At 70.2% G+C, this 26,177-nt stretch carries 29 protein-coding genes; 19 read left to right on the top strand and 10 right to left on the bottom strand.

What is annotated here, in order from left to right; genetic code table 11:
• Positions 1-15 precede the first annotated feature (15 nt).
• The 3 genes from ACXKR8_RS32460 to ACXKR8_RS32450 all read left to right on the top strand — a co-directional run bounded on the left by ACXKR8_RS32460 (position 16) and on the right by ACXKR8_RS32450 (position 2,187).
• A complete protein-coding gene (locus ACXKR8_RS32460) occupies positions 16-198 on the top strand; it encodes a DUF6104 family protein (RefSeq protein WP_458268131.1) in 183 nt (60 codons plus the stop codon).
• Positions 199-301: 103 nt separating this feature from the next.
• Positions 302-1,180, top strand: coding sequence for a DUF4097 family beta strand repeat-containing protein (locus ACXKR8_RS32455; protein WP_458268130.1), 879 nt, complete (start codon positions 302-304; stop codon positions 1,178-1,180).
• Entirely contained in the window at positions 1,177-2,187 is a 1,011-nt protein-coding gene (locus ACXKR8_RS32450) for a helix-turn-helix transcriptional regulator (RefSeq protein WP_458268129.1), read from the top strand. The genes ACXKR8_RS32455 and ACXKR8_RS32450 overlap by 4 nt, the downstream gene beginning before the upstream one ends.
• A 91-nt stretch (positions 2,188-2,278) precedes the next feature.
• Here ACXKR8_RS32450 and ACXKR8_RS32445 read toward each other — a convergent pair whose 3' ends face one another.
• Complete coding sequence (locus ACXKR8_RS32445; protein WP_458268128.1) at positions 2,279-3,238, bottom strand: zinc-binding dehydrogenase; 960 nt, start codon at positions 3,236-3,238, stop codon at positions 2,279-2,281.
• Between the two features lie 164 nt (positions 3,239-3,402).
• A complete protein-coding gene (locus ACXKR8_RS32440; RefSeq protein ID WP_458268127.1) occupies positions 3,403-4,599 on the bottom strand; it encodes an NAD(P)-dependent malic enzyme in 1,197 nt (398 codons plus the stop codon).
• Between the two features lie 510 nt (positions 4,600-5,109).
• On the opposite strand from ACXKR8_RS32440, the gene ACXKR8_RS32435 reads away from it, so the two are divergent.
• The 4 genes from ACXKR8_RS32435 (at position 5,110) to ACXKR8_RS32420 (ending at position 8,543) form a co-directional block, all read left to right on the top strand.
• Complete coding sequence (locus tag ACXKR8_RS32435) at positions 5,110-6,051, top strand: ABC transporter substrate-binding protein (protein ID WP_458268126.1); 942 nt, start codon at positions 5,110-5,112, stop codon at positions 6,049-6,051.
• Positions 6,052-6,085: 34 nt separating this feature from the next.
• Entirely contained in the window at positions 6,086-7,045 is a 960-nt protein-coding gene (locus tag ACXKR8_RS32430) for an amino acid ABC transporter permease (protein ID WP_458268125.1), read from the top strand.
• A complete protein-coding gene (locus ACXKR8_RS32425; protein ID WP_458268124.1) occupies positions 7,042-7,809 on the top strand; it encodes an amino acid ABC transporter ATP-binding protein in 768 nt (255 codons plus the stop codon). Before ACXKR8_RS32430 ends, ACXKR8_RS32425 begins: the two co-directional genes overlap by 4 nt.
• A 158-nt stretch (positions 7,810-7,967) precedes the next feature.
• The gene (locus ACXKR8_RS32420) at positions 7,968-8,543 is read left to right on the top strand and encodes a CGNR zinc finger domain-containing protein (RefSeq protein ID WP_458268123.1); all 576 of its coding nucleotides are present in this window, start codon (positions 7,968-7,970) and stop codon (positions 8,541-8,543) included.
• A 78-nt stretch (positions 8,544-8,621) separates the two neighbouring features.
• Here the strand turns inward: ACXKR8_RS32420 and sodX are convergent, their stop codons facing one another.
• A complete protein-coding gene (gene sodX / locus ACXKR8_RS32415; protein WP_458268122.1) occupies positions 8,622-9,089 on the bottom strand; it encodes a nickel-type superoxide dismutase maturation protease in 468 nt (155 codons plus the stop codon).
• 218 nt (positions 9,090-9,307) lie between these two features.
• On the opposite strand from sodX, the gene sodN reads away from it, so the two are divergent.
• On the top strand, positions 9,308-9,703 hold the full coding sequence (sodN, locus tag ACXKR8_RS32410; RefSeq protein WP_458268121.1) for a superoxide dismutase, Ni: 396 nt from the start codon (positions 9,308-9,310) through the stop codon (positions 9,701-9,703).
• A gap of 109 nt (positions 9,704-9,812) precedes the next feature.
• On the opposite strand, the gene ACXKR8_RS32405 is transcribed toward sodN, so the two are convergent.
• Complete coding sequence (locus ACXKR8_RS32405) at positions 9,813-9,971, bottom strand: hypothetical protein (protein WP_458268120.1); 159 nt, start codon at positions 9,969-9,971, stop codon at positions 9,813-9,815.
• A 120-nt stretch (positions 9,972-10,091) separates the two neighbouring features.
• Positions 10,092-10,811, bottom strand: coding sequence for an HAD family hydrolase (locus tag ACXKR8_RS32400; protein ID WP_458268119.1), 720 nt, complete (start codon positions 10,809-10,811; stop codon positions 10,092-10,094).
• Positions 10,812-10,930: 119 nt separating this feature from the next.
• Here ACXKR8_RS32400 and ACXKR8_RS32395 point away from each other — a divergent pair, with 119 nt between their 5' ends.
• On the top strand, positions 10,931-11,320 hold the full coding sequence (locus ACXKR8_RS32395) for a helix-turn-helix domain-containing protein (RefSeq protein WP_458268118.1): 390 nt from the start codon (positions 10,931-10,933) through the stop codon (positions 11,318-11,320).
• Positions 11,321-11,530: 210 nt separating this feature from the next.
• On the opposite strand, the gene ACXKR8_RS32390 is transcribed toward ACXKR8_RS32395, so the two are convergent.
• The gene (locus tag ACXKR8_RS32390; protein ID WP_458268117.1) at positions 11,531-12,079 is read right to left on the bottom strand and encodes a GNAT family N-acetyltransferase; all 549 of its coding nucleotides are present in this window, start codon (positions 12,077-12,079) and stop codon (positions 11,531-11,533) included.
• 98 nt (positions 12,080-12,177) lie between these two features.
• On the opposite strand from ACXKR8_RS32390, the gene ACXKR8_RS32385 reads away from it, so the two are divergent.
• From ACXKR8_RS32385 to ACXKR8_RS32375, 3 genes are all read left to right on the top strand, one after another.
• On the top strand, positions 12,178-12,522 hold the full coding sequence (locus tag ACXKR8_RS32385) for a hypothetical protein (RefSeq protein WP_458268116.1): 345 nt from the start codon (positions 12,178-12,180) through the stop codon (positions 12,520-12,522).
• 338 nt (positions 12,523-12,860) lie between these two features.
• Positions 12,861-13,331, top strand: coding sequence for a hypothetical protein (locus ACXKR8_RS32380; protein ID WP_462099939.1), 471 nt, complete (start codon positions 12,861-12,863; stop codon positions 13,329-13,331).
• Between the two features lie 50 nt (positions 13,332-13,381).
• Entirely contained in the window at positions 13,382-14,197 is an 816-nt protein-coding gene (locus ACXKR8_RS32375; RefSeq protein WP_458268114.1) for a class I SAM-dependent methyltransferase, read from the top strand.
• 13 nt (positions 14,198-14,210) lie between these two features.
• On the opposite strand, the gene ACXKR8_RS32370 is transcribed toward ACXKR8_RS32375, so the two are convergent.
• The gene (locus ACXKR8_RS32370) at positions 14,211-15,818 is read right to left on the bottom strand and encodes a Na+/H+ antiporter (RefSeq protein ID WP_458268113.1); all 1,608 of its coding nucleotides are present in this window, start codon (positions 15,816-15,818) and stop codon (positions 14,211-14,213) included.
• A gap of 81 nt (positions 15,819-15,899) precedes the next feature.
• Between ACXKR8_RS32370 and ACXKR8_RS32365 the strand changes: the two genes are divergently transcribed.
• The 4 genes from ACXKR8_RS32365 to ACXKR8_RS32350 all read left to right on the top strand — a co-directional run bounded on the left by ACXKR8_RS32365 (position 15,900) and on the right by ACXKR8_RS32350 (position 18,583).
• Positions 15,900-16,160, top strand: coding sequence for a UBP-type zinc finger domain-containing protein (locus ACXKR8_RS32365; protein WP_458275134.1), 261 nt, complete (start codon positions 15,900-15,902; stop codon positions 16,158-16,160).
• A gap of 70 nt (positions 16,161-16,230) precedes the next feature.
• Positions 16,231-16,728, top strand: a complete 498-nt coding sequence (locus ACXKR8_RS32360; RefSeq protein ID WP_458268112.1) for a GNAT family N-acetyltransferase — start codon at positions 16,231-16,233, stop codon at positions 16,726-16,728.
• Positions 16,729-16,957: 229 nt separating this feature from the next.
• On the top strand, positions 16,958-17,371 hold the full coding sequence (locus tag ACXKR8_RS32355) for an ATP-binding protein (protein WP_458268111.1): 414 nt from the start codon (positions 16,958-16,960) through the stop codon (positions 17,369-17,371).
• 174 nt (positions 17,372-17,545) lie between these two features.
• Complete coding sequence (locus ACXKR8_RS32350; RefSeq protein ID WP_458268110.1) at positions 17,546-18,583, top strand: RNA polymerase sigma factor SigF; 1,038 nt, start codon at positions 17,546-17,548, stop codon at positions 18,581-18,583.
• Positions 18,584-18,609: 26 nt separating this feature from the next.
• Here ACXKR8_RS32350 and ACXKR8_RS32345 read toward each other — a convergent pair whose 3' ends face one another.
• Complete coding sequence (locus ACXKR8_RS32345; protein WP_458268109.1) at positions 18,610-19,050, bottom strand: hypothetical protein; 441 nt, start codon at positions 19,048-19,050, stop codon at positions 18,610-18,612.
• Between the two features lie 82 nt (positions 19,051-19,132).
• On the opposite strand from ACXKR8_RS32345, the gene ACXKR8_RS32340 reads away from it, so the two are divergent.
• Together ACXKR8_RS32340 and ACXKR8_RS32335 are read left to right on the top strand one after the other, a co-directional pair.
• Positions 19,133-20,080, top strand: coding sequence for a diacylglycerol/lipid kinase family protein (locus ACXKR8_RS32340; RefSeq protein ID WP_458268108.1), 948 nt, complete (start codon positions 19,133-19,135; stop codon positions 20,078-20,080).
• Between the two features lie 334 nt (positions 20,081-20,414).
• A complete protein-coding gene (locus tag ACXKR8_RS32335; protein ID WP_030257455.1) occupies positions 20,415-20,666 on the top strand; it encodes a WhiB family transcriptional regulator in 252 nt (83 codons plus the stop codon).
• 382 nt (positions 20,667-21,048) lie between these two features.
• Here ACXKR8_RS32335 and ACXKR8_RS32330 read toward each other — a convergent pair whose 3' ends face one another.
• Both ACXKR8_RS32330 and ACXKR8_RS32325 read right to left on the bottom strand, forming a co-directional pair.
• Positions 21,049-22,581 carry a sensor histidine kinase gene (locus ACXKR8_RS32330; RefSeq protein WP_458268107.1) on the bottom strand — a complete coding sequence of 511 codons (1,533 nt, stop codon included), beginning with the start codon at positions 22,579-22,581 and terminating at the stop codon, positions 21,049-21,051.
• 379 nt (positions 22,582-22,960) lie between these two features.
• A complete protein-coding gene (locus tag ACXKR8_RS32325; RefSeq protein WP_458268106.1) occupies positions 22,961-24,277 on the bottom strand; it encodes an extracellular solute-binding protein in 1,317 nt (438 codons plus the stop codon).
• 558 nt (positions 24,278-24,835) lie between these two features.
• On the opposite strand from ACXKR8_RS32325, the gene ACXKR8_RS32320 reads away from it, so the two are divergent.
• Complete coding sequence (locus ACXKR8_RS32320; protein ID WP_458268105.1) at positions 24,836-26,164, top strand: extracellular solute-binding protein; 1,329 nt, start codon at positions 24,836-24,838, stop codon at positions 26,162-26,164.
• Positions 26,165-26,177 lie beyond the last annotated feature (13 nt).

Here is a 26,177-nt window from a genome sequence, read left to right as displayed (position 1 = left end):
AGGAGAGATCAGCACGTGTACTTCACCGACCGAGGCATCGAGGAGCTGCAGACCCGGCGCGGCGAGGAGGAGGTCGGCTTCGACTGGCTGGCCGACCGGCTGCAGGAGTTCGTGGACCTGAACCCGGAGTTCGAGGTGCCGATCGAGCGGCTGGCGACCTGGCTGGCCCGACTGGACGACGAGGACGAGGACGCGTAACGGCTGACGAGGACACGGAGCGGCTTTCGCGATACTGCTTGACTTCCTGGCGACACGATATATCGTGAATACCAGAAGCAAGCAGACCTATCGGGGAGTCAGCATGTCCGAGCAGTGGACCGTCAGCGCACCGCAGAAGCTCACCATCGACGGTGAGGTCACCCGGCTCAAGGTGCGCACCATCGCCGGCGCCGTGAACGTCGTCGCCACCGACGGTCCGGCCCGGATCGAGGTGACCGAGCTGGAGGGGCCGCCGCTCACGGTGACCCTGGTCGACGGCGAGCTCACCGTCACCTACGACGATCTGACCTGGAAGGACTTCTCCTGGCGGAGTCTGCTGCCGTTCCTCCGCACGTGGTCCGAGCATGCCCGGCGCCGGGCCGTGGTCTCGCTGGCCGTCCCGGCCGGGGCCAAGGTCGAGCTCGGCTCGGCCTCCTCCGACACCGTCATCTCCGGCATCACCGCCGCGGTGACCGTGCACAGCGCCAGCGGCTCGACCACCCTGGTCGGGCTCTCCGGACCGGTCGAGGCCAACACCGCCTCCGGCAGCGTCCAGGCGCAGGGGGTGTCCGGCGACCTCAAGGTCAACACCGTCTCCGGTGAGCTGACCGTGTTCGAGGGCACCGGCGGCAGCATCAAGGCCAACTCCGTCAGCGGCGCGGTCACCGTGGACCTGGCCCAGGACAACGCCATCGACGTCAGCCTCACCAATGTCTCCGGCGAGGTCGCGGTCCGCATCCCGGCCCCGACCGACGCCAAGGTCCACGCCAACACCACCAGCGGCAGTGTCTCCAGCGCCTTCGACGAGCTCCATGTCGGCGGCAGTTGGGGCGCCAAGCAGCTCACCGGAACCCTCGGCAAGGGCACCGGCAAGCTGAAGATCACCACGGTCTCCGGCTCGGTCGCCCTGCTCCGCCGCCCCGCCCCCGAGGACGACGCGGCCCCGCTCGCCCTCGACTTCACCAAGGAGGACCAGGCATGAGTCCTGTCTTCGCTCACGGCCGCCTCCGTCTCTACCTGCTCAAGCTGCTGGACGAGGCCCCCCGGCACGGCTACGAGGTGATCCGGCTGCTGGAGGAGCGCTTCCACGGCCTGTACGCGCCGTCCGCCGGCACGGTCTACCCTCGGCTGGCCAAGCTGGAGCAGGAGGGCCTGGTCGCCCACACCGTCGAGGGCGGCCGCAAGGTCTACCGGATCACCGACGCCGGACGCGCCGAACTGGCGGCCCGCGCACCGGAGATCGAGGCCCTGGAGAGTGAGATCCGCGACTCCGTGGCCCAGCTCGCCGACCAGATCCGCGAGGACGTCCGCGACTCGGCGAAGGACCTCCGCGAGGAGATGCGGCTCGCGGCCAAGGAGTCCCGTCGGCAGACCAAGAACACCGAGAAGGGCTGGGGAACCGACCCGGTCTGGGGCGACAGCCCGTGGACCATGCCCCCCGGCATGGACAAGGAGGCCTGGCAGCGCGCCAAGGAGGACTGGCGCCAGGCCAAGGAGCAGGCGAAGGAGCAGGCCCACCAGGCCAAGGAGCAGGCCCGCAGCGCCCGCGAGGAGGCCCGAGCCACCCGCGAGCAGACCAGGGCGGTCCGCGACCAGGTCCGCGCCGAGGCGCACCGGATCGGCGAGCAGATCAGGTCCGGCGCCAAGAACGGCGACTGGCCGACCGGCCTGACCGACGGCCTCTCCGAGCTGACCCGCACCCTCTCCGGGCTGGCCGACCCGTCCCGCTGGGGCGCCCCGCCGACGCCGGAGGACAGCGTGCGGATCGACCTGGACAAGGACGACACCGACGCCGGTCCGGCCGCGGCGGACCTGCCGCCGTGGACCATCACCAACCCGGCCGGGGACCCGCTGCGCGAACTGGGCGGCCTGCTCGACCGCTTCCGCGACGAGGTCCGGGACCAGGCCAGGGACGCCGGCTTCAACGCCGCCGACCTCACCCGCGCCCGAGCCGTCCTGGCCAACGCCGCCCGCCGCCTCCGCGGCTGACGCCCTTTCAGGGGCGCGGGGAACTGCGCGACAAGCCCCCCACCAGGGGCAACGTCCGCTCAGACCCCGCGCCCCCGCACACCTGCCTCCGCTACGGCGTCAACACCACCTTGCCGAACACGTCACCCTTCTCCAGCCGCGCGAACCCCTCCCGCGCAGCGGCCAGCGGCAGCACACTGTCGATCACCGGCCGCACCCCCGTCGTGGCGCACAGCTGCAGCAGCCCCGCCAACTCCTCCTTGCTGCCCATGGTCGAGCCGACCACCTTCAGCTCCAGGAAGAACACCCGGGTCAGCTCCGCCGGAGGGTTCGCCCCGCTGGTCGCGCCGGAGATCACGATCGTCCCGCCCGGCTTCAGCGACTTCACCGAGTGCGACCAGGTCGCGGCACCTACCGTCTCCATCACCGCGTCCACCCGCTCCGGCAGTCGCGCCCCGCTGGCGAATACCTGGTCCGCGCCCAGCTCCAGCGCCCGCGCGGCCTTGGCCTCGTCCCGGCTGGTGGCCCACATCCGCAGTCCGGCGGCCCGGCCGAGCACGATCAGCGCGGTGGCGACCCCGCCCCCCGCGCCCTGGACCAGCACCGTCGCGCCGGGCTTGACGCCCGCGTTGGTGAACAGCATCCGGTAGGCGGTCAGCCAGGCCGTGGGCAGGCAGGCCGCCTGCTCGAAGGAGAGCTCGGCCGGCTTGGGCAGCAGGTTCCAGGTCGGCACGGAGACCTGCTGGGCGAAGGTGCCCTGGTAGTGCTCGGTGAGGATGGAGCGGGACTCCGTGGGCCCCACCCCGTGGCCGGTCTGGCCGATGACCGAGTGGATCACGACCTCGTTGCCGTCCTGGTCCACCCCGGCCGCGTCGCAGCCGAGGATCATCGGCAGTTTCCCGGCCGGCAGGCCGACCCCGCGCAGTGACCAGAGGTCGTGGTGGTTCAGGCTCGCGGCCTTCACCGTGACGGTGCTCCAGCCGGAGCGCGCCTCCGGCTCGGGGCGCTCGCCCAGTTCAAGCCCGCTCAGCGGGTCGTCGGCGTCAGTACGGGCAGCATAGGCAGCGAACATGCCTCCGACCCTAGGACTGACCCGGCGTCACCCGGAACCGCGACGCGATGTGACATTCGTCCGGTAGCGCGAAGCGACCGCGGGGTGCCGGGGCTCGCGCCCCGGCCCCGCGCCGCTTGCCACCGCCGGGCGACCTACCGCCGGGCGACCTACCCCTGCGTGACCTACCGCCGGGCGACGCCCTCGGCGCGGGCCGCCGCCGCGACGGCCTTGGTCACCGCCGGGGCGACCCGCGGGTCGAACGGGCTGGGGATGACCTCGGCGGCCGAGAGGTCGTCGCCGACCAGGTCCGCCAGCGCGTCCGCCGCCGCGATCTTCATGCCCTCGGTGATCCGGCTCGCCCGGACCTGGAGCGCACCCGCGAAGATCCCGGGGAAGGCCAGCACATTGTTGATCTGGTTCGGGAAGTCGCTGCGGCCGGTGGCCACCACCGCCGCGTAGCGGTGCGCCACCTCCGGGTGCACCTCGGGGTCGGGGTTGGCCATCGCGAAGATCAGGCAGTCCTTGGCCATGCTCGCGACCGCCGGCTCCGGCACCGTACCGCCGGAGACCCCGATGAAGACGTCCGCGCCGGCCAGCACCTCCACCAGCGAGCCGGACAGTCCGCCCCGGTTGGTGAGCTCGGCGATCTCCCGCTTGACGTCGGTCAGGTCGGTGCGGCCCACGTGCACCGCGCCCTGGCGGTCGCACAGGACCACGTCGCCGATGCCGGCGCCGACCAGGATCTTGGCGATGGCGATGCCCGCCGCGCCCGCGCCGGAGATGACCGCGCGCAGGTCGGCCAGGGTCCGTCCGGTCAGCCGGGCGGCGTTCCGCAGCGCGGCCAGGGTGACCACGGCGGTGCCGTGCTGGTCGTCGTGGAAGACCGGGATGTCCAGGGCCTCCTGCAGCCGGCGCTCGATCTCGAAGCAGCGCGGCGCAGAGATGTCCTCCAGGTTGATCCCGCCGAAGGAGGGGGCCAGCCGGATCACCGTCTCGACGATCTCGTCGGTGTCCTTGGTGGCCAGCGCGATCGGGACCGCGTCGACCCCGGCGAACTGCTTGAACAGGATCGCCTTGCCCTCCATCACCGGCAGCGAGGCCTCCGGGCCGATGTCGCCCAGGCCCAGCACCGCGGTGCCGTCGGTGACGACCGCCACCACGTTGGACTTCCAGGTGTAGTCGTTGACCAGGTCGGGGTTCTCGGCGATGGCACTGCACACCCGGGCCACCCCGGGGGTGTAGGCCAGGGAGAGGTCGTCCGCGTCGCGAACCGGCACGGTCGCGGTGATCTCCATCTTCCCGCCGCGGTGCAGCGCGAAGGCTGGGTCGATGGGGTCCTGCTCGTCCAGTGAACGGGAGCTGATGATCTCGGCTGCCACGATGACCTCTTCGTCGTCGTACGGGTGAGGGTTGGTTGTGCTGCAAGTCGGTGGTGCTGCGATACGTCGCGGGGTGCCGATCTCGACACTAGTGCGGGCGCGTCGGCCGTACCTTCGTCCATTCGTCCACGTCACAGGGCCTGCACGGGACCCATCGTCGTTCGATCACCCCGCAGAGTGGTGGATGAGCACTCGAACGAGGGACGGGAGGAAGGGGCGACAAAGGTAGGAGGGGCCGTCAGTGAGGAGCGGGCCGTGCCAGTGAAGCGCTTCGGCTCCGGAGCCTGCGTCGTCGGCTTCCGGTCCTCACGCCTCCCGGATCGGTCCCGATCCGGTGGCCTGCTCATGCAACGGGGGTCACCCGTTATGGGATTTTGACACAGGTGGTGACCCGAATGTCAGTCCGGGGGTGGCAAGATTCGATCTCATTCACTACATGTGGCGTCGCATAAAGATGTGCACCCCGCCGTGACGACCGCTTTTCCCGCTCCTCACAGGAGGAATCCCCTCATGGCCCGATCCATAGCCAAGCGCATCATCGCCACCTGTTCGGTTGTCGCGGCGAGCTCGCTGATGCTCACCGCCTGTGGCAGCTCCAAGATCGACGGCAACACCGGCGCGGCCCCCAACGCCTCGCAGACGGTGAACGCCGCCGGTCCCGACTCCGCCCTCGTGGCTCTGGTCCCGGCCGACCTCAAGGCGAAGGGCACGCTGACCGTCGCGACCGACTCGACCTACGCCCCGGACGAGTTCAAGGACGCCACCGGCAAGGTCGTCGGCATGGACGTCGACATGGGCAACGCGATCCTGGCCAAGCTGGGCCTCAAGGCGGACTGGCAGAGCGCCGGCTTCGACGACATCCTCGGCGGCATCACCGCCAAGAAGTACGACCTCAGCCTGTCCTCCTTCACGGACAACGTGGAGCGCGAGAAGCAGGTCGACCTGGTGCACTACTTCACCGCCGGTGAGGCCGTCGCCGTGCTCGCCGGCAACCCGGACAAGATCGGCGCCACCGCCGCCGACCTCTGCGGCTTCAAGGTCGCGGTGCAGAGCGCCACCACCGAGCAGTCCGAGATCAAGGACACCATCAACCCCGCCTGCCTCAAGGCCGGCAAGAAGATCATCCCCGGTGGCGGCAACGCCTTCGAGGCCCAGACCGACGCCAACACCGCGCTGGTCTCCAAGCGGGTCCAGGCGATGATGGCCGACTCCGAGGTCATCGACTACGCCGTGAAGCAGAGCAACGGCGCGCTGGAGAAGCTCGGCGCGAACTACAACAACGCCCCCTACGGCATCGTCGTCCCCAAGGGCAGCGCGCTCGGCCCGGCCATCCAGGGTGCGATCAAGGACCTGATCACGGACGGCACCTACGCCCAGATCCTCAGCAAGTGGGGCGTCTCCTCCGGTGCGCTGACCGCGGACCAGATCACCCTCAACGGCGCCACCAGCTGATCCGCCGGTCAACGGGAACGAGAGCGCACCCACTATGACAACTCCCCAGGACACACAGCCTGGGGTGCCGTTGGCGAAAGGACGGCCCGAGGACATTCGGGCCGTCCCGGTCAGGCACCCCGGACGCTGGATCGCCGTCGCCGCGATCGCTGTGCTCGCGGCGATGTTCCTGAACGCGATGGTCTCCAACTCGGTCCTGCACTGGGACGTCGTCGGCCAGGTCTTCACCGCTCCCACCGTGATCTCCGGTCTGCAGCGGACCCTGCTGCTCACCGTGTTCGCCATGGTGATCGGCATCGTCGGCGGCATCCTGCTCGCGATCATGCGGCTTTCCCACAACCCGGTGCTCTCCGGGGTCTCCTGGATCTACATCTGGGTCTTCCGGGGCACCCCGGTCCTGGTCCAGCTGTTCTTCTGGAACTTCATGGGCGCGGTCTTCCCCCGGGTCGGGATCGGGATCCCGTTCGGGCCGACCTTCCACTCCTGGAACTACAACGACCTGGTGTCGCTGTTCACGGCCTGCGTGCTCGGCCTCGGCCTGAACGAGGCCGCGTACTTCTCGGAGATCGTCCGCGCTGGCATCCTCTCCGTGGACGAGGGCCAGGCCGAGGCCGCCTCCTCGCTGGGCCTGACCCGCGCCCAGGCGCTGCGCAGGATCGTGCTGCCGCAGGCCATGCGCGTGATCATCCCCCCGGCCGGCAACGAGACCATCTCCATGCTGAAGACCACCTCGCTGGTCAGCGCGGTCTCCCTGGTGGAGCTGACCCGTGCGGGCGGGGACATCGGCGCCCGCACCCTCTATGTGATCCCCTCGTACATCGGCATCAGCCTCTGGTACCTGCTCTTCACCTCCGTCCTCTCGGTGGGCCAGTACTACGTGGAGCGCTACTACGCGCGCGGCACCAACCGCTCGCTGCCGAAGACGCCGGTGCAGAAGATCCGCGAGAACCTCCTGTCGACCCGGTTCCACAGCAAGCCCGGAGGTGCGGCATGACCACCGAGCCCATGGTCCGCGCCGAACAGGTGCACAAGTCCTACGGCGCCGTCGAGGTGCTCAAGGGCATCGACCTGGAGGTGAAGGCCGGGGAGGTGTTCTGCCTGGTCGGCCCGTCCGGGTCGGGCAAGTCCACCTTCCTGCGCTGCATCAACCACCTGGAGAAGATCAACGCGGGCCGGCTCTCGGTCGACGGCGAGCTGGTCGGCTACGCGGAGAGGAACGGCAAGCTCTACGAGCTGAAGGACCGCGAGGTCGCGCTGAAGCGGCGGGACATCGGCATGGTGTTCCAGCGCTTCAACCTGTTCCCGCACCTCACCGCGATGGAGAACATCATCGAGGCCCCGGTCCGGGTCAAGGGCGAGCCCAAGGCCGCCGCCCGGGCCCGGGCCGAGACGCTGCTGGCCCGGGTGGGCCTCGGCGACAAGGCCGGCAACTACCCGTCCCAGCTCTCCGGCGGCCAGCAGCAGCGGGTGGCGATCGCCCGTGCGCTCGCCATGGAGCCCAAGCTGATGCTCTTCGACGAGCCCACCTCGGCGCTCGACCCGGAGCTGGTCGGGGACGTGCTGGACGTTATGCGCGGCCTGGCCGAGGAGGGGATGACCATGATCGTGGTCACCCATGAGATGGGCTTCGCCCGCGAGGTCGGCGACGCCCTGGTCTTCATGGACGACGGCATCGTGGTCGAGTCCGGCCACCCGCGCGAGGTGCTGACCAACCCCCAGCACGAGCGCACCCGCGCCTTCCTCTCCAAGGTGCTCTGACCTCTCCGAGGTGCTCTGAAAAGAAGGAGCCCCCCCGGGTGCGCTGACCCCTCTGCAGCGCACCTCCCCCCGCGGCCCCGGCCCCTCCACAGCGGAGGCCGGGGCCGCGGCGTAATACCCTGGAAACCGGCTCAGCCGTTACTACCGAGGAGCACACCGTGGAGCTCGCCTCCTACGCGGACCTGGCCGTCAGGCTGGTGAACACGGAGGAGCCCGATCGGCGCAAGGACGGGCTCACCACCGTAGAGTCCGTGCGCAAGCTGTTCAGCAGCGGCAGCCGAGGGATCAAGCTCGCCGACGAGGGGGATCTGCCGCGGCTGCGGTCGGTCCGGATCAGGCTGCGCGCGGTGTTCGAGTCCGCCGCCGAGGGCGACGAGACCCGGGCGGTCAACCTGCTCAACGAACTGCTGACCGAGTACCCGGTCAGCCCGACCGTCTCCGGACACGGCCTGCTGGACGACCGGGGCCGCCCGCAGTGGCACATGCATCTCGGCGAGAACGCCGGCACCGCCACCGCGCTGTTCGCGGCGGGGGCGAGCATGGGCCTGGCCGTGCACCTGACCCAGCACGGCGTGGACCGGCTCGGCATCTGCCAGGCCGCGCCCTGCCGCAACGCCTACCTGGACACCTCCACCAACCGCTCCCGCCGCTACTGCTCCGACCGCTGCGCCACCCGGGCCAACGTCGCCGCCTACCGCGCCCGCAAGCGCGACGAGGCCCGCGCGGAGCCGTAACGCCGGGCGGTCGGCGCGGTCGCCCCGGGCGGCGGCTCTACCGGCCCGGGACGACGGCTCACAGCCCAGGACGACGGCTCACAGCCCGGGACGGACCCGGCGGAACGCCCCGAAGCGGCGGGCCAGCCCGTACGGGGCCCGGATCAGCAGCGGCTCCAGCCAGCCGGCCGGGGCCAGCCAGGACGGCCGCGGGCTGATCCGCAGCAGCACCCGGCCGAGCACCAGCTCGTCCGGCACCGGGCCGAAGTCGCGGCTGTCGCTCTCCACCCTGCTGTTGTCGGACAGCAGCCACCACCCGCCGCTGCGCCGCTCCACCGCGCGCTTCACCACGAACAGCTCCTGCCGCAGCGGATGCCGGGCCACCACGATCGCGCCGGCCCGGACCCGGCCGCCGTAGCGGCAGAACAGCCGGTCGCCGTGGGCGAGGGTGGGGGCCATTGACGGCCCGTCAACATCGAGCACCCCGAACCGCCCGGGGTGGACTCCCCCTTCCGGCGGCTCCTGCGGGAGCGGGCCAGGGGCCGGTTCGTGCGTCTGCTCCGCCATGCCGTTCATCCCGTTCGTCCCGTTCGGCCGTACCTGCCACCTGGCACGGCACCGGCTCGCCATCGCCTTGCTGCGTACCCGGTTCCATCTTCTCCCACTGCGCCCGGAAGTCCACGCTGCCTACAGCTTTTGCCCTAGGACCACGGCCTCGGCGCGATTCGTCCGGCGATCGGGAGTAATCTCATGCCCGGGAAGACGATCACAGGAAAGGGACTTCCATGTTCTCTCGGCTGTTTGCACCGCGGATCACTGTCCACGCCCACTGCGACCTGCCCTGCGGCGTCTACGACCCGGCACAGGCCCGCATTGAGGCCGAGTCGGTCAAGGCCACGCAGGAGAAGTACCAGGCCAACGACGACCCGCACTTCCGCGCCCGCGCCATCTTCGTCAAGGAGGAGCGCGCCGAGCTGGCCAAGCACCACATCTCGGTGCTCTGGTCCGACTACTTCAAGGCCCCGCACTTCGAGGCCTACCCGCAGCTCCACCAGCTGGTCAACGACACCCTGAAGGCGCTCAGCGCCGCCAAGGCGTCGACCGACCCGGCCACCGGCCAGAAGGCCCTCGACCTCATCGCCGAGGTCGACAAGATCTTCTGGGAGACCAAGAAGGCCTGATCGCGAAACGGTCCGCGGGGGAAGATCACTAAGACCTTCCCCCGCAGGCCGGACCAGGTGCAGCAGAGCCCCCACCGGATCACCGGCGGGGGCTCTGCCGCGCCCTGGCTCAGGCCACGGAGACGAGATGGGCGATATTCGGGAGATCAACTTCTCCGGGCGACAGCGACACCTCCCACGGATCCTGCAGGCCCTTCTCGATCCGCAGCCCCATCCCGGCCGTCACATGGCTGTACACGCCCTCCACCCCGGCCAGCTCGTGCCCCATACGGGCCTCCACCGCCACGCTGGCGTGACCCTCCACTGGTGGGTCATCCTCAACTGCCGCCCACCCAACTGACACACCACCATCGCCCCCGCCCGGCCTCGCGCCGAGCGAGGGGATCCGTCATCTCCGGGGGCCGTCGGTGACGCCGTCACGGATCAGCGCCAGCACCCGATCGGTGTCGACCAGGTCGGGCAGCGTGGCATCTGCACCCGCATCTCGCAGCTCGTCCTCACCGCTCTTCCCCGTGGCTACGCCGATCGCCACCGCGCCGGCGGTGTGGGCTGCTTCGATGTCGGACGGTGTGTCACCGAGGATCAAGAGCTCGGCGATCCCGTAGACCGGGCCGTCCACGTCGGTCGCCCGCTTGTAGGCGGCTCGGACGAGGTCGGCTCGCACGTCCGAGTCCTCGGCATAGCCGCCCAGGTCGAAGATGATGTGCGCGTCCAGGCCGAAGACGGCCAGCTTGGTTTCCGCGACTCGCCGTACATTGCCGGACACCACGGTCTGCCGTACGCCGTCCAGCTTCGCCACGGCGTCCAGGGCCCGGGCTGCGCCCGGGAGGGCATGGCCGCGCTCGCGCAGCTCGGCAGCGCGCTGCAGATAGCCCTCTGCGAGAGCATCGGCGTAGTCCTCGAAGGCGTAGTCGTCCGGGTCCAGGCCGTGCAGTCTGCAGGACTCGGCGAGGATGGCGCGCTCAGTGCGGCCGACCACGTTCGGGTGATGCTGCTGGCGCGTCCCGGTCACCTTCCGGAACGCCTGCTCGGAGATCTCGCCGCCCACGCCACCCGACGCGATCAGAGTGTGGTCCACGTCCCACAGCACCAGCCGGAATGCCCCCATGCCCGCTCCCTCTGTCGCCTGGGAACCCACCCTGTCACACGAATCCGGAGATCGGGGACAGGTCATCAGCAGCGGCCCTAGCCTGGCGAATAGAGGCTGCGGCACGGATGGAGGCGGCCATGGATCTACCCATCGGCGACAGGATCCGCCACTACCGGGGCCAGCGATCGCAGGAGGTCGTCGCCGGCCTGGCGGGAGTATCCGTGGACTACAACTCCCAGATCGAGCGGGGCCTGCGGGTCCCGACGATCCGTGTCCTGCATGCGATCGCCCGGGAACTCGGTGTGCCCACTGCTGCACTACTCGCGGAAGCACCGGCCGCCGCGGTGAAGTCGCCGGACACCGCCGCGCCGGCCATCGCCCAGGCCCTGATGGGCTACGGTCCGCCCCTCAGCTCCGCACCGGTCGAGACGCAACTGCTGCGCGAGCGGGTCGAGGCGGCATGGCGGTCCTGCAGTCCTCACCCACCAGGCGGTGCCCCGATGGCGCCGTCAATTGGCCCGAAGTGATCACCGCGCTGGAGGAAGGGCATCTGCCGTGCTCGGGTGGGGAGAGCCGACTATTGAGGATCGTCGCGAGCCTGGCCGAAGGAATACCAGTTGACCTTCGGTACACGCTGACCGGCGTGGATGTGACCACCATCGGCCTCGCCGCCGCCGCAGTCCTGCACACCGGTGGGCGAAGGTGAGAGTCACGAGCAGCCCGAGTCGAGCACGAGCTCAATCCGACGGCGTGACCGAGGACCACACGCCGAACCACTGCTCGGTGCCGTACTCCTCGAACCGCTCCACCTCGGTGAACCCAAGCTTCGCCGCGAGGCGCATCGCGCGGTCGTTGGCGGTCTGGGTGTCGAGCACCACCGGCTCGCCGGGAAGCGCGCCAGCGAACCAGTCGAGTGCCGCCCCACACGCCTCGGCCGCATACCCGCAACCCCATGCCTCCGGCAGGAACATGTAGCCGAGCTCGGCCTCCCCGGCCTCCGGACGGATGTGACCCAGACGCTCTGCGTCGCGCCGATCGAGCGTGATCATGCCGATCATCGCTCCGTCGAGATCGACCACGAAAAAACCTGGGCGCCGCCCAGGAACCTCAGGCACCGCGCACTCAAGCTCGTCACGCGGCTGAGGGCCACCGATATAGGTGCCCACCTCCGGCGAGGCGAACAGCTCGATGACCGCCGCACGGTCCCGGGCCTCTGACTCGCGGAGCACGAGCCGCTCGGTCCTGATCAGGGCAGGTGGCCAGGCAACGGGTCCGAGTTCAATCATGGCGGGCAATTCCTCTCAACGGCAGCGACACCAGGAGACGGTGTCGCAGAGGGGGACACATCTGCCGAGTGATCCAGTTCCTGGTCAAGGGGGCGTTGATGCCCGCACGGTACTGGCTCCCAGCACAGCTCGGCTTCCCCAAGCTCCACCAGCAGACCGCCGACACCACCCAGTGGATCATCGCCGCCGGCATCTGCGCCGAACTCGAAACTCCCCTCACCGCCGACGTCGTCCTGATCGACCGCTCCGCCCTCGACCCCTTCGCCTACTACCTCGCCGCAAGCGAATTACGCGGCCACCAGCCCGAGCCGGACGGCCTTGAGCGCCTGCGCACCCTGGTCGACCAGCACGCCTCCACCTACACCCTGCTCCTCGCCACCGTCCTGGACGAGACCATCCCCCTCGGCACCCACCGCGACAGGTCAGCGACGTGCAGCGGCTAGAGCTGCAGGTCACTGGCCTGGCCGGTTACTCGGAGACCAAGAAGGCCTGATCTCCACTCAAGCCGACTGACCGCACCCGGTCACCGATGGCGTAGTCGCGGCTCGATCGTCCGCAGGAAGGCGCGCCCGCTGCGACCCACAACCTGGTGGTGCGTCGTGAGGGTGCCGCGGAATACTCTGCCCGTCGGGGGAGCGCGGTTTTCGCCACGCTGACAGCGGTGGCCGCCGCTGGGGAGGTTCAGGTGAGCGCCCCTGCCCATCCACCGTGAGGGAGACGTGCCTTGGCTGTTCCATGGGACCTTCTGATATCCACTGCGGGTGGCGTCACCGCCACCCTCGTGGGCGTCGTCGCAGGCGGTGCCGTCGGGCGGCGCGGCCAGAACCGGCAATGGCTGCAGGGGAGCCAGACCGCGGCCTACGAGCGGTTCCTGCAAGCCTTCGGGGCTGTGGAGGCAGAGTTGCGTGAGGCGTTCCTCGATGAGCGCAGGCCGGCCGTCGACTGGGGGCCGTTCGTGGCCGCCACGAATTCCGTGAGTCTGGTGGCGAACCGGGAGACCAGCGCCGCAGCGGAGCAGCTCTGCGAAGTCGTGGAGAACTTCACCATGCTCTTCCATGGTCGTCAGCCGACCGACCTGGAGGAACTCCGTCCGATTCACACGGCGCTGGGCGAGGCGCATCTGACGTTCGTCAATGCGGCTCGACGCTCCCTCGACCCGTCGCAGGAACGACTTGCCCGGTCACTGGGCGGTCCGTCGCCGTGGCGCGGCGTCGAATCCTTCCACGCACGAGCCGACAGACGCCTCGACTGAGCCGGCGTCCCCGGGATATGGAGCACCGCCGAGGGTCGTACGATGCGTCGGTGACAGCCTTCGACGAGTGTGAGCGGCGGACCTGGGCCGGGCGGGCGGCGGCGTTCGCTGGGAGCTTTGCCGACCTGTGTGCGTATCCGGTGCCGCGGCTGCTCGACGCCGCCGGGGTGGGCGAGGGCACCAGGGTTCTCGACGTCGGCACCGGGACCGGGACGGCAGCGGCGGCGGCCTGCGCGCGCGGTGCGAAGGTGACCGCGGTCGACGCCGAGCCCAGCATGCTGGAGCTGGCCGCGCGGGCGGCCCCCGCCGCCGATGTCCAGCTCGCGGTGCTGCCGGAGCTTCCCTTCGCTGACGGCATGTTCGACGCCGTGGTCGGCAACTTCGTGCTCAACCACGTGGGCCGCCCCGGGGACGCCCTGGCGGAGCTGCGCCGCGTGGTCCGACCGGGCGGCACGATCGCGCTGACGATCTGGTCCGTCCCGGCCGGCTCCGGCCAGGAACTACTGGGCCGGGCGGTCGCGGCGGCGGGTGTGGGGCGGCCGTCGCATCTGCCCGCGCTCGCGTCCGAGCACGACTTTCCGCGCGACCCGGCCGGCCTGACCGCGCTGCTGACCTCTGCTGGGCTGCGCGAGGCCGCTTGCGAGACCATCCGCTGGGACCATCGGACCGACCCCGAGCGATGGTGGGGCGGCCCGGCCGCAGGGGTCGCCTTCATCGGCCAGATCCTGCTGAGCCAGCCGGAAGCGACCCGCGCCGAGATCAAGCGTCACTTCGACCTGCTCTCCCAGGAGTTCGCGGCCGCCGACGGCTCGCTGCTGCTGCCGCACACGGCCCTCCTGGCCCGAGCAAGGGCTGTGCCCTGCTGACGCCGGCCGCCGGCTACTCCTCCCCCCGGTCGACCAGGGCCTCCTCGAAGTCCAGGTTGCGGATCAGCCGGCGCAGCAGTTCGTCGTCGATCCGGTCGTCGTCGCGGAGCTGGACGAAGACCTCCCGCTCGGCGGCGATGGTCTCCTTGCCGAGGCGGCGGTAGACGGCGTCGGCCGACTCGCCGCTCTCCTCGTCCACCACCGGGCCCAGCCGTTCCCAGACGGCGTTCTGACGGCGGTCCAGGACCCTGCGGAGCCGGGTCTCCAGCGCCTCCGGCAGCCGGTTGCGGGCCTCGGTGAGCAGGACGTCGAGGCGCTCGGTGGCGGCCAGCGAGGCGTCGTTCTGGGCCTGGGCCTCCAGCAGCACCTCGCGCTGCGGGTCGGGCTCGGGCAGCGGCAGCGCGCGGACCAGCCGGGGCAGGGTCAGGCCCTGCAGCAGCAGGGTGCCGATCACCACCACAAAAGTCAGATAGAGAATCAGATCCCGGTCGGGGAAAGGGGTCCCGCCCTTGCCCGCGGTCACCGTCTCCGGGATCGAGAAGGCCACCGCGAGCGACACCACCCCGCGCATCCCGGCCCAGGCGATGACGAACGGCCTGGTCCACTCGGGCATCCCCTCCCGCTCCCGGAGCTTCGGGCTGAGCAGCACCGGCAGGTACGTGGCCGGCCAGCACCAGACGAACCGCATCACGATCACCGCCGCGAGCACCACCACCGCCCAGAGCAGCAGCTCGCCGGTCGAGTAGTGGCCGAGGGCCCGCAGCACCACCGGCAACTGCAGCCCGATCAGCGCGAACACCGCCGACTCCAGGATGAAGGCGACCATCCGCCAGACCGAGTCCTCCTGCAGCCGCAGCGCGAAGTCGACGGTGTGGGCGTGGTGGCCGAGGTAGAGGCCGACCACGACCACGGCGATCACCCCGGAGGCGTGGAAGGCCTCGGCCGCGGCGTAGGCGGCGAACGGTACCAGCAGCGAGAAGGTGTTCAGCAGCAGCCGGTCCCGCAGCCGGGTCCTGGCCCACTGCAGCGGCACCATCAGCACCAGCCCGACCGCGGTGCCGCCGAGCGCGGCCAGCAGGAATTCGCCGAAGGCCGTCCCCCAGGAGAAGCCCTCGCCGACGGCGGCGGCCACGGCGACCCGGTAGGCGGTGATCGCGGTGGCGTCGTTGACCAGGCTCTCGCCCTGCAGGATGGTGACGATCCGGCGCGGCAGCCCGACCTTGCGGGCGATGGCGGTGGCCGCGACCGCGTCCGGCGGGGCCACTACCGCGCCGAGCACGAAGGCGGCGGCGATCGGCAGCCCGGGGATGACCGCGTAGGCGATCAGGCCGACCGCGACGGTGCTGAACAGCACGTAGCCGACGGACAGCAGCGCGACCGGGCGGACGTTGGCGCGCAGGCCGCGGTAGGAGCTGTCCAGGGCCGCCGTGTAGAGCAGCGGCGGCAGCACCAGCGGCAGCACGAGTTCCGGGTCGAGCGCGTAGTCGGGGATTCCGGGCAGGTAGGAGGCCAGCAGCCCGGCGGCGACGAGCAGCAGCGGGGCGGAGAGCCGGAGCCGCCGGGCCAGGCCGGCCACGGCGGCGCTGCCCGCGACCAGGGGCAGCAGTGCGCTGGAGGACATGGCACACACCGAAGCACAGGGGGCGTGCGGGTGGGGCGTGCGGCGCGCGGACGGGCGCGTAGGCTGGCCGGTATGGCTGGAATGCATGGTTGCTCGCACACCACCGACCTCCCCTCGCCCGAGCCCGAACCGCTCTCCAAGGACTGCGAGGAGTGCGTCGCCATCGGCCAGCATCCGGTGCAGCTGCGGCTCTGCCTGACCTGCGGCCATGTCGCCTGCTGCGACTCCAGCCCCAGCCGGCACGCCACCGCGCACTCCCGGGCCACCGGGCATCCGGTGATGCGCTCCTTCGAGCCGGGCGACTCCTGGCGCTGGTGCTACGAGCACCGCTCGCTGGTCTGAGCGGCCGGTCCGAGCCGCTGGTCTGAAGATCCGACCACTGCTCCGAGCCGCCGGTTTGTAGGCTGGGGGCATGATCAGAACCGCACGTCCCGAGGACGTCCCGCAGATCCTGCAGTTCGTCCAGGACCTCGCCCTCTACGAGAAGGCCTCGCACGAGGCCAGGGCCACCGAGGAGCAGCTGCGCGCCGCGCTGTTCGGCCCGAGCCCGGCCGCCTTCGCGCACATCGCCGAGGACGACGCCACCGGCGAGCCGGTGGGCTTCGCGCTCTGGTTCCTGAACTTCTCGACCTGGGACGGCGTGCACGGGATCTACCTGGAGGACCTCTACGTCCGCCCGGAGGCCCGCGGCGGCGGCCACGGGAAGGCGCTGCTGGTCGAGCTGGCCAGGATCTGCACCGAGCGCGGCTACAGCAGGCTGCAGTGGTCGGTGCTGGACTGGAACGAGCCCTCGATCGGCTTCTACCGCTCGCTGGGCGCGCTGCCGATGGACGAGTGGACGGTGTTCCGGCTGAGCGGCCGACCGCTGGCGGAGCTGGGCGCAGCCGGCGGGACGGATGGGACCGGGTGAGAGATATCCTCACCCACATTGCCACGCTTCGCTTCTGACGACTTACCATGAGTCACCTGCGGCGGACGTGGGCGACACCGCGCCGAGGATCGCGGTAGCGTCACTTCGCGGCAGGGCGTCAGCGTCCTCCGCACCGGAGCAACTGCCGAAGCAACAGCTGAAGCAACTGTGAGTCAACCGCCGCCGCGGCACCATCCGCGGCTGCGGCGCAACACCATCGGAGGTGAGGGTGTCCCAGATCGACGGCGAGCCCGAGGCGAAGGACTTCGTCGAAGTCCGGCTGCCCGCGGCGGGTGCCTACCTCTCGGTCCTGCGGACCGCGACAGCGGGCCTCGCGGCCCGGCTCGACTTCACCCTCGACGAGATCGAGGACCTCCGGATCGCGGTGGACGAGGCCTGCGCCATCCTGCTTCAGCAGGCGGTTCCCGGCAGCGTCCTGACCTGCGTGTTCCGCCTGGTCGGCGACTCCTTGCGGATCACCGTCTCGGCGCCGACCACGGACGGCCGCGCTCCCGAGCGCGACACCTTCGCCTGGACGGTGCTCTCCGCACTGGCCGGCGAGGTCGAGGCCACGGTCGGGGAGGACCGCACGGTCTCCATCAGCCTGCACAAGAAGCGCGGCGCGGGGCCGGGCCAGCCGTAACCGACGGCAGCAGCGGTAGCGGTGCAAACAAGTTGATCCCGGAACGGAATGGAACGGGGGATCGCCGTGAGTGATCTGGACCGCACAAGCGGTGCCGGGGTGCAGTCAGCTGTGCCCGCACAGGCGGGCGCCCCTGAGCCGGTACGCGCCGGGGCGGAGCAGGCGGAGGACAGGGTGTTCGCAGACGATCCCGACCGTCCGGACCAGAAGGACGGGCCCGGCGGCACGGTCCCCGGCGGCACGGTCGGCGCCGAGGTCGACGCCGCCGAGGTGGACAACGCGGACGTGGAGGTCGACGACGGCGAGGACGGCGACGACGTCCTCGCCGACGTGGCCGCCGACGTCCTCGGCGAGGTCGCCGCCGAGGCGGCCGAGGCCGAGGGGGCGGATCCCGAGCACGCCCCCGCCCCGCCCCATGTCTGGGGCGGCGGCAGGCCGGCCTCGCAGCGCCACGGCGCGCCCGACCGCGAGGCGGCCAGGGCCCTGTTCGTCCAACTGGCCGACCTGGCCAAGGACTCGCCGGAGCGGGTGGAGCTGCGCAACCAGCTGGTCCGGATGCACATCCCGCTGGTCGAGCACCTGGCCCGGCGCTTCCGCAACCGCGGCGAGCCGCTGGACGACCTGACCCAGGTCGCCACGATCGGGCTGATCAAGTCCGTGGACCGGTTCGACGTCGAGCGCGGCGTGGAGTTCTCCACCTACGCCACGCCCACCATCGTCGGCGAGATCAAGCGGCACTTCCGGGACAAGGGCTGGGCCGTCCGGGTTCCGCGCCGGCTCCAGGAGCTGCGGCTCTCGCTGACCACCGCCACCGGCGAGCTGTCCCAGCAGCACGGCCGCTCCCCCACCGTGCACGAGCTGGCCGAGCGGCTCGGCATCTCCGAGGAGGAGGTGCTGGAGGGCCTGGAGTCCGCCAACGCCTACAGCACCCTCTCGCTGGACGTGCCGGACACGGACGACGAGTCGCCCGCCGTCGCGGACACCCTGGGCTCCGAGGACGACGCGCTGGAGGGCGTGGAGTACCGCGAGTCGCTCAAGCCGCTGCTGGCCCAGCTGCCGCAGCGGGAGCAGCGGATCCTGGTGCTGCGGTTCTTCCGCAACATGACCCAGTCCCAGATCGCGGCCGAGGTCGGCATCTCGCAGATGCACGTCTCCCGGCTGCTGGCCAGGACCCTGGCCCAGCTCCGCGACAAGCTGCTGCTCGAGGAGTAGCCGCCCAGCCGGCAGTCCGGGTGGGGCTACCGCTTGTCATCCGAGGGCCACAGCGCCGCTGTGGTCCTCGGGTGCAGCAGCAGCAGCACCCCGGCGACGCCGAAGGCCGCGCTCAGCACGCCGAAGGCGATCTGCCCGCCGCCGTTCTGGAAGGTGAAGTAGGTGACGGCCAGGCAGAGGGTGTCGACCATCACCGCCGGGCTGCGCCCCCAGCGCTGCAGCCGCAGCAGCGCGCGGCCGGCGAACAGCGGCAGCAGGCCCAGCAGCAGCACGATGGCCGCGCCGTACTCGGTCAGCCCGACGCCGGTCCTGGTGTGGGTGAACAGGGCCGCGACCATCAGGTAGGCGCCGTACCCGCTGATCAGCACCCCCTGGACCAGCGCTATGGCGGCGCCGCCCACCAGGGTCCAGGGACGGTCGGCCGCGGCAGCGGCGGTGCGGGTGTTCGGCGAGATGTCGGCAGTCACCGAACCAGGCTAGCGGGCCGCCCGCCACGATTGCGGTGGCCCCTTCCGCCGACACATACCTGCCGGTAGGTAAGCTGACGGTATGCGTGCGCTCCTGGTCGTCAACCCGAAGGCGACCACCACCAGCGGCCGGACCAAGGACGTCCTGGCCCATGCGCTGGCCAGTGACCTGAAGTTGGAGGTCGCGGCGACCGAGTACCGGGGCCACGCCCGCGATCTGGCCAGGGACGCGGCCGCCTCCGGCACCGTCGACCTGGTGGTCGCCCTGGGCGGGGACGGCACGGTGAACGAGGTCGTCAACGGGCTGCTCGCCGAAGGACCCTCCGAACACCTGCCCCGTCTCGCGGTCGTCCCCGGCGGCAGCACCAATGTCTTCGCACGCGCCCTGGGCCTTCCCAATGACCCGGTCGAGGCGACCGGCGCCCTGCTGGACGCGCTCGCCGCGGGCAGCGAGCGGACCATCGGGCTGGGCCGGGCGGTCACCGAGGGCCTGCCGGAGCGCTGGTTCACCTTCACCGCGGGCTTCGGCTTCGACGCCGGCGTGGTGGGCCGGGTGGAGCAGCACCGCCGCAGCGGCAGACGCTCCACCCACACGCTCTACATCAAGCAGGCCGTACGCCACTACCTGGGCGAACGGGAGCACCGCAGGGCGGGCCCGATCACTCTCCGCATTCCCGGCGCCGAGCCGGTGGACGGGCTGGTCGTGTCCATAGTGGCCAACACCTCGCCCTGGACTTTCCTGGGCAACCGCCCGCTCTACGCCTCCCCCGAGGCCGGATTCGACACCGATCTGGACCTCTTCGGCCTCACCCGGATGACCCTGCCCCAGACCTTGCGCATGATCCCGCAGCTGTTGGACGCCTCAGCGGCCGGTCCGCGGGGCAAACATGTGGTCGCTTACCACGATCTGCAGGAATTCACCTTGCATTCCCAGGAAACCCTGCCATTTCAGGTCGATGGAGACCACCTTGGAGAGCGGAACGAAGTCACCTTCTCAGGCGTACGTCGCGCACTGCGTGTGATTGTGTGATCAGAAGGGTCGAAAGTCCTTCTTCTCGAACGTGCGAACCCCTTCACTCCATAGAAGTACAGGGTGTGACCTAGGCGACACCGACGAATCAAAAATTCCTACTCGAAGGGGGTTGTATCCGGAGTCGAGGTTTGCGAACCTTTACATGGCGATCGGGACGGACCGTTACCGGAGACCCGCCTGAGTCGCCCGAATCCACTGCAATGTCGCAGGCACCCCCATGTCGACCCACCCGTTGACCTGTGTCTGCCACCGGGTTCGTGAAAGCGTTCACATTCACAAGCCACCGATGAGCCGTCGGGACCACCCGTTCGGCTGGAGGAGTTGGATCATCATGGACTGGCGCCACCGCGCTGTCTGCCGGGAAGAAGACCCCGAGCTGTTCTTCCCCATCGGCAACACGGGGCCCGCCCTGCTGCAGATCGAGGAGGCGAAGGCTGTGTGCCGTCGCTGCCCGGTCATGGAGAGTTGTCTGCAGTGGGCCCTCGAGACCGGTCAGGACGCCGGCGTCTGGGGCGGAATGAGCGAGGACGAGCGTCGCGCCATGAAGCGCCGCGCCGCCCGCAACCGTGCGCGCACCGCCTGACGTTCAGGCATTCAGACCCAGCATTCAGCAGAGCAGTACCAGAAGCAGCACCGAAGCAAAGCAGCGCATCACCTGATCAGCCCTTGATCGAGTGTCACGAGCCGCTCCGCGCCACACCGGTGGAGCAGGCCCCGAGGCACTTCCGAGGCAACGCACACCACTCGCGGCGCTCACCGGTCCCGACAGTTTGATACCGTCGGAACCGAGGGCAGCCGCCCGTGCGATGCACGCGGTACAGCCCGCACCCAGAACCCCTGTTCCGGCCGACTCCCCCCGACGGCCGGAACAGGTCTGAGAGGCCCTGTCGACCCTCCCCCCCGGTCGACAGGGCCTCGTTTATTCGCTCCCGATTCAGGCACCCCTACCGGCTTCTGACGGAGCGTCAGCGACTGTTCCGCACCACCGGGATCTCCAGCACCACCTTGGTGCCGCCGGACGCCGCGGGCACCATGTCGAAGCTGCCCCCGAGCTCCCCCACCACCAGGGTTCTGACGATCTGCAGCCCCAGGTTCCCGGCCTTCTGCGGGTCGAAGCCCTCCGGCAGTCCGACCCCGTCGTCGGTGATCGTGATCAGCAACTGCTCCTCGCCCCGGTTCCCGCCGCCGTTCCCCCAACTGGCCCAGCCCGCGTCCCCGGCGGGCATCCGCCCCCGCACCGCCTGCACGGTGACCGCGCCCCCCGCCTTCGGCCCGTACGCGTGTTCCAGGGCGTTCTGCAGGACCTCGGTGAGCACCATCGCCAGCGGGGTGGCCACGTCGGCGGAGAGGATGCCGAAACTGCCGCTGCGCCGCGCGGTGACCCGGCCGTCCTGGGACAGCTCCATCACCATGGCCAGCACCCGGTCGGCGATCTCGTCGAAGGCGACGTGCTCGTCCAGGTTCTGCGACAGCGTCTCGTGCACGATGGCGATGGAGCCGACCCGGCGGACCGCCTCGTCCAGGGCGGCCCTGGCGTCCTCGTTGTCCATCCGGCGGGACTGCAGCCGCAGCAGGGCGGCGACGGTCTGCAGATTGTTCTTCACCCGGTGGTGGATCTCCCGGATGGTGGCGTCCTTGGTCATCAGTTCGCGCTCGCGCCGGCGCAGCTCGGTGACGTCGCGCAGCAGCACCAGCGAGCCGATCAGCTCGCCCTTGGGCTTCAGCGGGATGGCCCGCAGCTGCACCACGCCCTCGACCGACTCGACCTCGGTCTGCCGGGGCGCCCAGCCGCTGGCGAGCTTGGCCAGCGCCTCGTCCACCGGGCCGCGGGTGGGCGGGGCGAGTTCGGCGGTGGTCCGGCCGAGGTGCAGCCCGACCATGTCGGTGGCCAGACCGAGCCGGTGGTACGCGGACAGCGCGTTGGGGCTGGCATAGGTGACCAGGCCCTCGGCGTCCAGCCGGATCAGGCCGTCGCCGGCCCGCGGCGAGGCGTCCATGTCGACCTGCTCGCCGGGGAAGGGGAAGGTCCCGGCGGCGATCATCTGGGCCAGGTCGGAGGCGCTCTGCAGATAGGTCAGTTCGAGCCGGCTGGGGGTGCGCACGGTCAGCAGGTTGGTGTTGCGGGCGATCACCCCCAGCACCCGCCCCTCGCGCCGGACCGGGATCGACTCGACCCGCACCGGTACGTCCTCGCGCCACTCCGGATCGCCCTCGCGGACGATCCGCCCCTCGTCCAGCGCGACGTCCAGCATCGGCCGGCGGCCGCGCGGGACCAGGTGGCCGACCATGTCGTCCTGGTACGAGGTGGGTCCGGTGTTGGGCCGCATCTGCGCCAGCGAGACATAGCGGCTGCCGTCCCGGGTGGGCACCCAGAGCACCAGGTCGGCGAAGGAGAGGTCGGAGAGCAGCTGCCACTCGGACACCAGCAGGTGGATCCACTCCACGTCGGCGGTGTCCAGGTTGGTGTGGTGGCGCACCAGCTCATTGAGGGAAGGCATCCACCGAGCGTATCCGGCCCGCGCCCGCCCGACCTGTCGCGGGGCCCCGGCCTGTCGCGGGGCTCCGACCAGGATGTTTCGACAAGGTTGCGCATTGGTCTGGACAACTTCAATTGGTCTAGTCCACAATGGGGAACAGCACCAAGGGAAGCCTCCACCGCGCTATCTGCCCTGACCGCGCACCGGATCTCCCCGCTTGAAGAAGGCCGGCCAGACCGTCCGGTACGCCCCGCGGGCCCGCACACCCGCCGCGTACGGACCCAGCCGGCTCTACCTCGGGCCGCGGTGCCGGACAGGCTGAGGGTCCTGTACGGCGCCGCGGCCCGTCGTGCTGTCCGGGCCGGGGCCGAAGCCCCAGCACCGTTCAGCCCAGCCCCGCTCAGCCCATCCTGATCCGCGCCGCCAGCTTGGCGTCGGCCGCGTCGGCCGCCGCGACCGGGTCGTGCCCCTCCAGGATCGGGGTCAGGAACAGCGTGGAGATCGGATTCGGCGGGCTCTCCACATTCCCCCAGGCCGTCACCAGCGGGGTGAACCCCGCGTTCGGCGCGGCCTGCTGCGCCGCCGCCGCGTAGGCGTTGCCGTCCAGGGCCGGGTAGAGGCTGGCCCGGTTCGGCAGGAAGCCGTTGAGCTTCACATAGGCCTTCTCGTTCTGGTCGTCGAGCGCGATCTTCAGGAAGCCCAGCGCCAGCGTCCGCTGGGTCGAGGTCTGCGCCACGGCGAGGTTGGACCCGCCGAGGAAGGTCTTCGCCGGCGTCCCGGCCTTGGCGCCGGGGATCGGGAAGTAGCCGATGTTCCCCGCCATGCTCTTGTTGGCCGCGGTCACCGCGGACTCCTCGTAGCCCATGGCGATCATCGAGGCGACATTGCCCTTGGCGAACACGGTGGCCTGGACCGGGTGCTGCTCGTCCTGGTCCTTGGGGGCCTTGCCGAAGGACTGGAGCGTCTTGAACAGCTGGGCGGCCTGCAGCGCCGCCGGGCTGTCGAGGTCGCCCACCCAGCGGTTGTCCTTCAGGGTGAGGATGTCCGCGCCGGCGTCCTGGAGGAAGCCGTCGAAGGCGTACCAGTTCTGCCCGGGCAGGTAGAGCGCGGAGGTGACGCCCTTGGTGTGCTGCAGCTTCGCCAGGTCGGTCAGCCACTCCGCCATGGTCTTCGGCGGCTTGAGCCCGGCGGCCTGCCAGAGCTTCTTGTTGTACATCACCACCCGACTGCCGGCGAACCACGGAGCCGCGAAGTGCTGGTTGCCGACGATCGTGGACTTGTCCATCGACGGGGTCCAGCTGTCGCCGCCGAGGTCCGTGCGGTACGGGTCGAGCGGGAGCAGGCCGCCGGTGGAGGCGTAGTAGGCGGTCTGGGTGTTGCCGATCTCGACCACGTCCGGCGGGGTCAGCCCGGCCAGCGCGGAGGTCAGCTTGGACTGGATCCCGGTCCACTGCTGCGGCTGGACCACCAGCTTGGCGCCGGGGTAGGCGGTCTCGAACTGCGCGGTGACCGAGTCGACCCAGCTCTGCGGGTTGTCACCGGCCATCAGCCAGACGGTGAGGGTCTTGCCCCGGTAGGAGACCGGCGTGCCCTTGGCTCCGCCGCCCCCGGAGCCGCAGGCGGCGACCCCCGCCAGCAGTGCCGCCGTGGTCAGCGCGGTCGCCCAGCGTCTCGAGCGTCTCAGGCGTCCAGAAGCGCTTTTCCGTCGTCGGTTCACACCATCCTCCTCAGGATGCCTCGAACCCCGTTCCGTTCCAGCGGTTTCGCCGGTGTCCCCCCCGGACACGGAAGTTCAGTGCGAATGAAATCGGTCCACACCATGACCTGCGGCGCCAGAACGCCTTTGGCATAGACCAATTGCCGGAGTCTTGTCCCCGACTGCAATAACCGTCAAGGAAGCGCAAGCCCTCCGGCCCAAGCTGTTACCGGACCGACACCTGCCGACGATCGGCCCCAACTGTCCGCTCCTGTACCGTTTTGAGACTGCAGATTGGTCCAGTCCTGGTTCCAGCGTTCATCCGCAGGGTCTTCGCTTGTCAAGCGTTGGTAACGGCTTGGCACACTGCGTCTAGAACCCTTGACGCTCCACATTGGTCCATGCCAATCTCCGATCACTGGTCTACACCAATCAGGTTTGCCGGTACCGCCAGTACCGCGAGTAATGCCGAAGAAGACTGCAAGACCCTCATTGAGGAAACCCCTTCTGGCACGGCCGGGCTCAGGACTACCTGGGGTCCCACCGGTGCCCTGTCTCGCTCATCCCCCGGAGGATGTTTTGAAGCGCAAGATCGCAGCCATCGCGGCGCTCGCCACCGTGCTCAGCGCAGCCGCCTGCAGCTCCAGTGCCACCACTGCCAAGGCGCCCGCCAAGGCCGCCAGCGTGCTGAGCACCGACGGCAAGGGCAAGACCATCACCGTGTGGATGCAGCAGGACGCACAGAAGGGCTGGCCGGACGTCGTCTCTGCGGCCACCACCCAGTTCGAGGCCGAGACCGGCGCCAAGGTCAACATCGAGTGGCAGACCTGGACCGACTACACCACCAAGGTCGACCCGGCCCTGGCCTCCAGCAGCGCCGCCCCCGACGCGATCGAGCTGGGCAACACCCAGGCGGCCAAGTACATCGCCGCCAACCAGCTGGTGGACCTGACCAGCGCCAAGGCCAAGTTCGACAACTCCTCCACCTGGCTCGAGTCGCTGGCGGCCTCCGGCCAGAGCGCCGACGGCACCAAGACCTACGCCGTCCCGTACTACGCGGGCGCCCGCGTCCTGATCTACCGCAAGGACCTGTTCGCGGCGGCCGGCATCACCGCCGCGCCGACCACGCTGGCCGAGCTGAAGACGGACCTCGACGCGGTCAAGGCCAAGAACGCCGGCGTCAAGAACTTCTCCGCGCTCTACCTCCCGGGCAAGGACTGGTACACCGCTGCCTCCTTCGGCGCCGGCAGCTACGGCATCAAGGGCGTCATCGCCAAGGCCAGCGGCGCCACCTGGACCGGCACCCTGTCCGACCCGGCCTTCGTCTCCGGCATCCAGACCTGGGCCGACCTGCAGAAGTCGTACTCGGTCGGCGGCACCACCGTGGACGAGTCCAACCAGGACGCGCTGATGGCCAAGGGCAACATCGCCGCCATCATCGGCAACGGCTGGGAGGCCGGCTCGGTCGCCGACCCCAAGGTCGGCAACCCGAAGCTGGCCGCCGACCTGGCGGAGGTGGCCGTTCCCGGAACCGCCGCCGGCACCCCGACCCCGGCCTTCCTCGGCGGTTCCGACCTGGCCGTCCCGGCCAAGGCCAAGAACGCCGGCCTGGGCGCCGAGTTCATCCGGATCTACACCAACACCGCGCAGCAGACCCTGCTCGCCAAGTACGCCATCCCGAACAACAAGACCCTGATCCCCGCCTACGAGGCCGCCGCGCCGGCCAACAAGGCGACCGGTGACGCGGCGCTGGCCCCGAGCTGGTTCTCCCCGAACTCGCCGAACTGGTCCGGCTCCGACGAGACCGCCCTGCAGAACGCGTTCAGCGCGATCGCCACGGGCAAGGACGTCACCGCTTCGCTGACCACCGCGCAGACCACCATCATCGGTGACCTGAACGGCAGCTGATCCACCCGAGCGG

This window comes from Streptacidiphilus sp. PAMC 29251 (assembly GCF_054208735.2).
The sequence above is the reverse complement of the archived record's forward strand: the minus strand, read 5'-3'. Positions and strand labels throughout refer to the sequence as shown.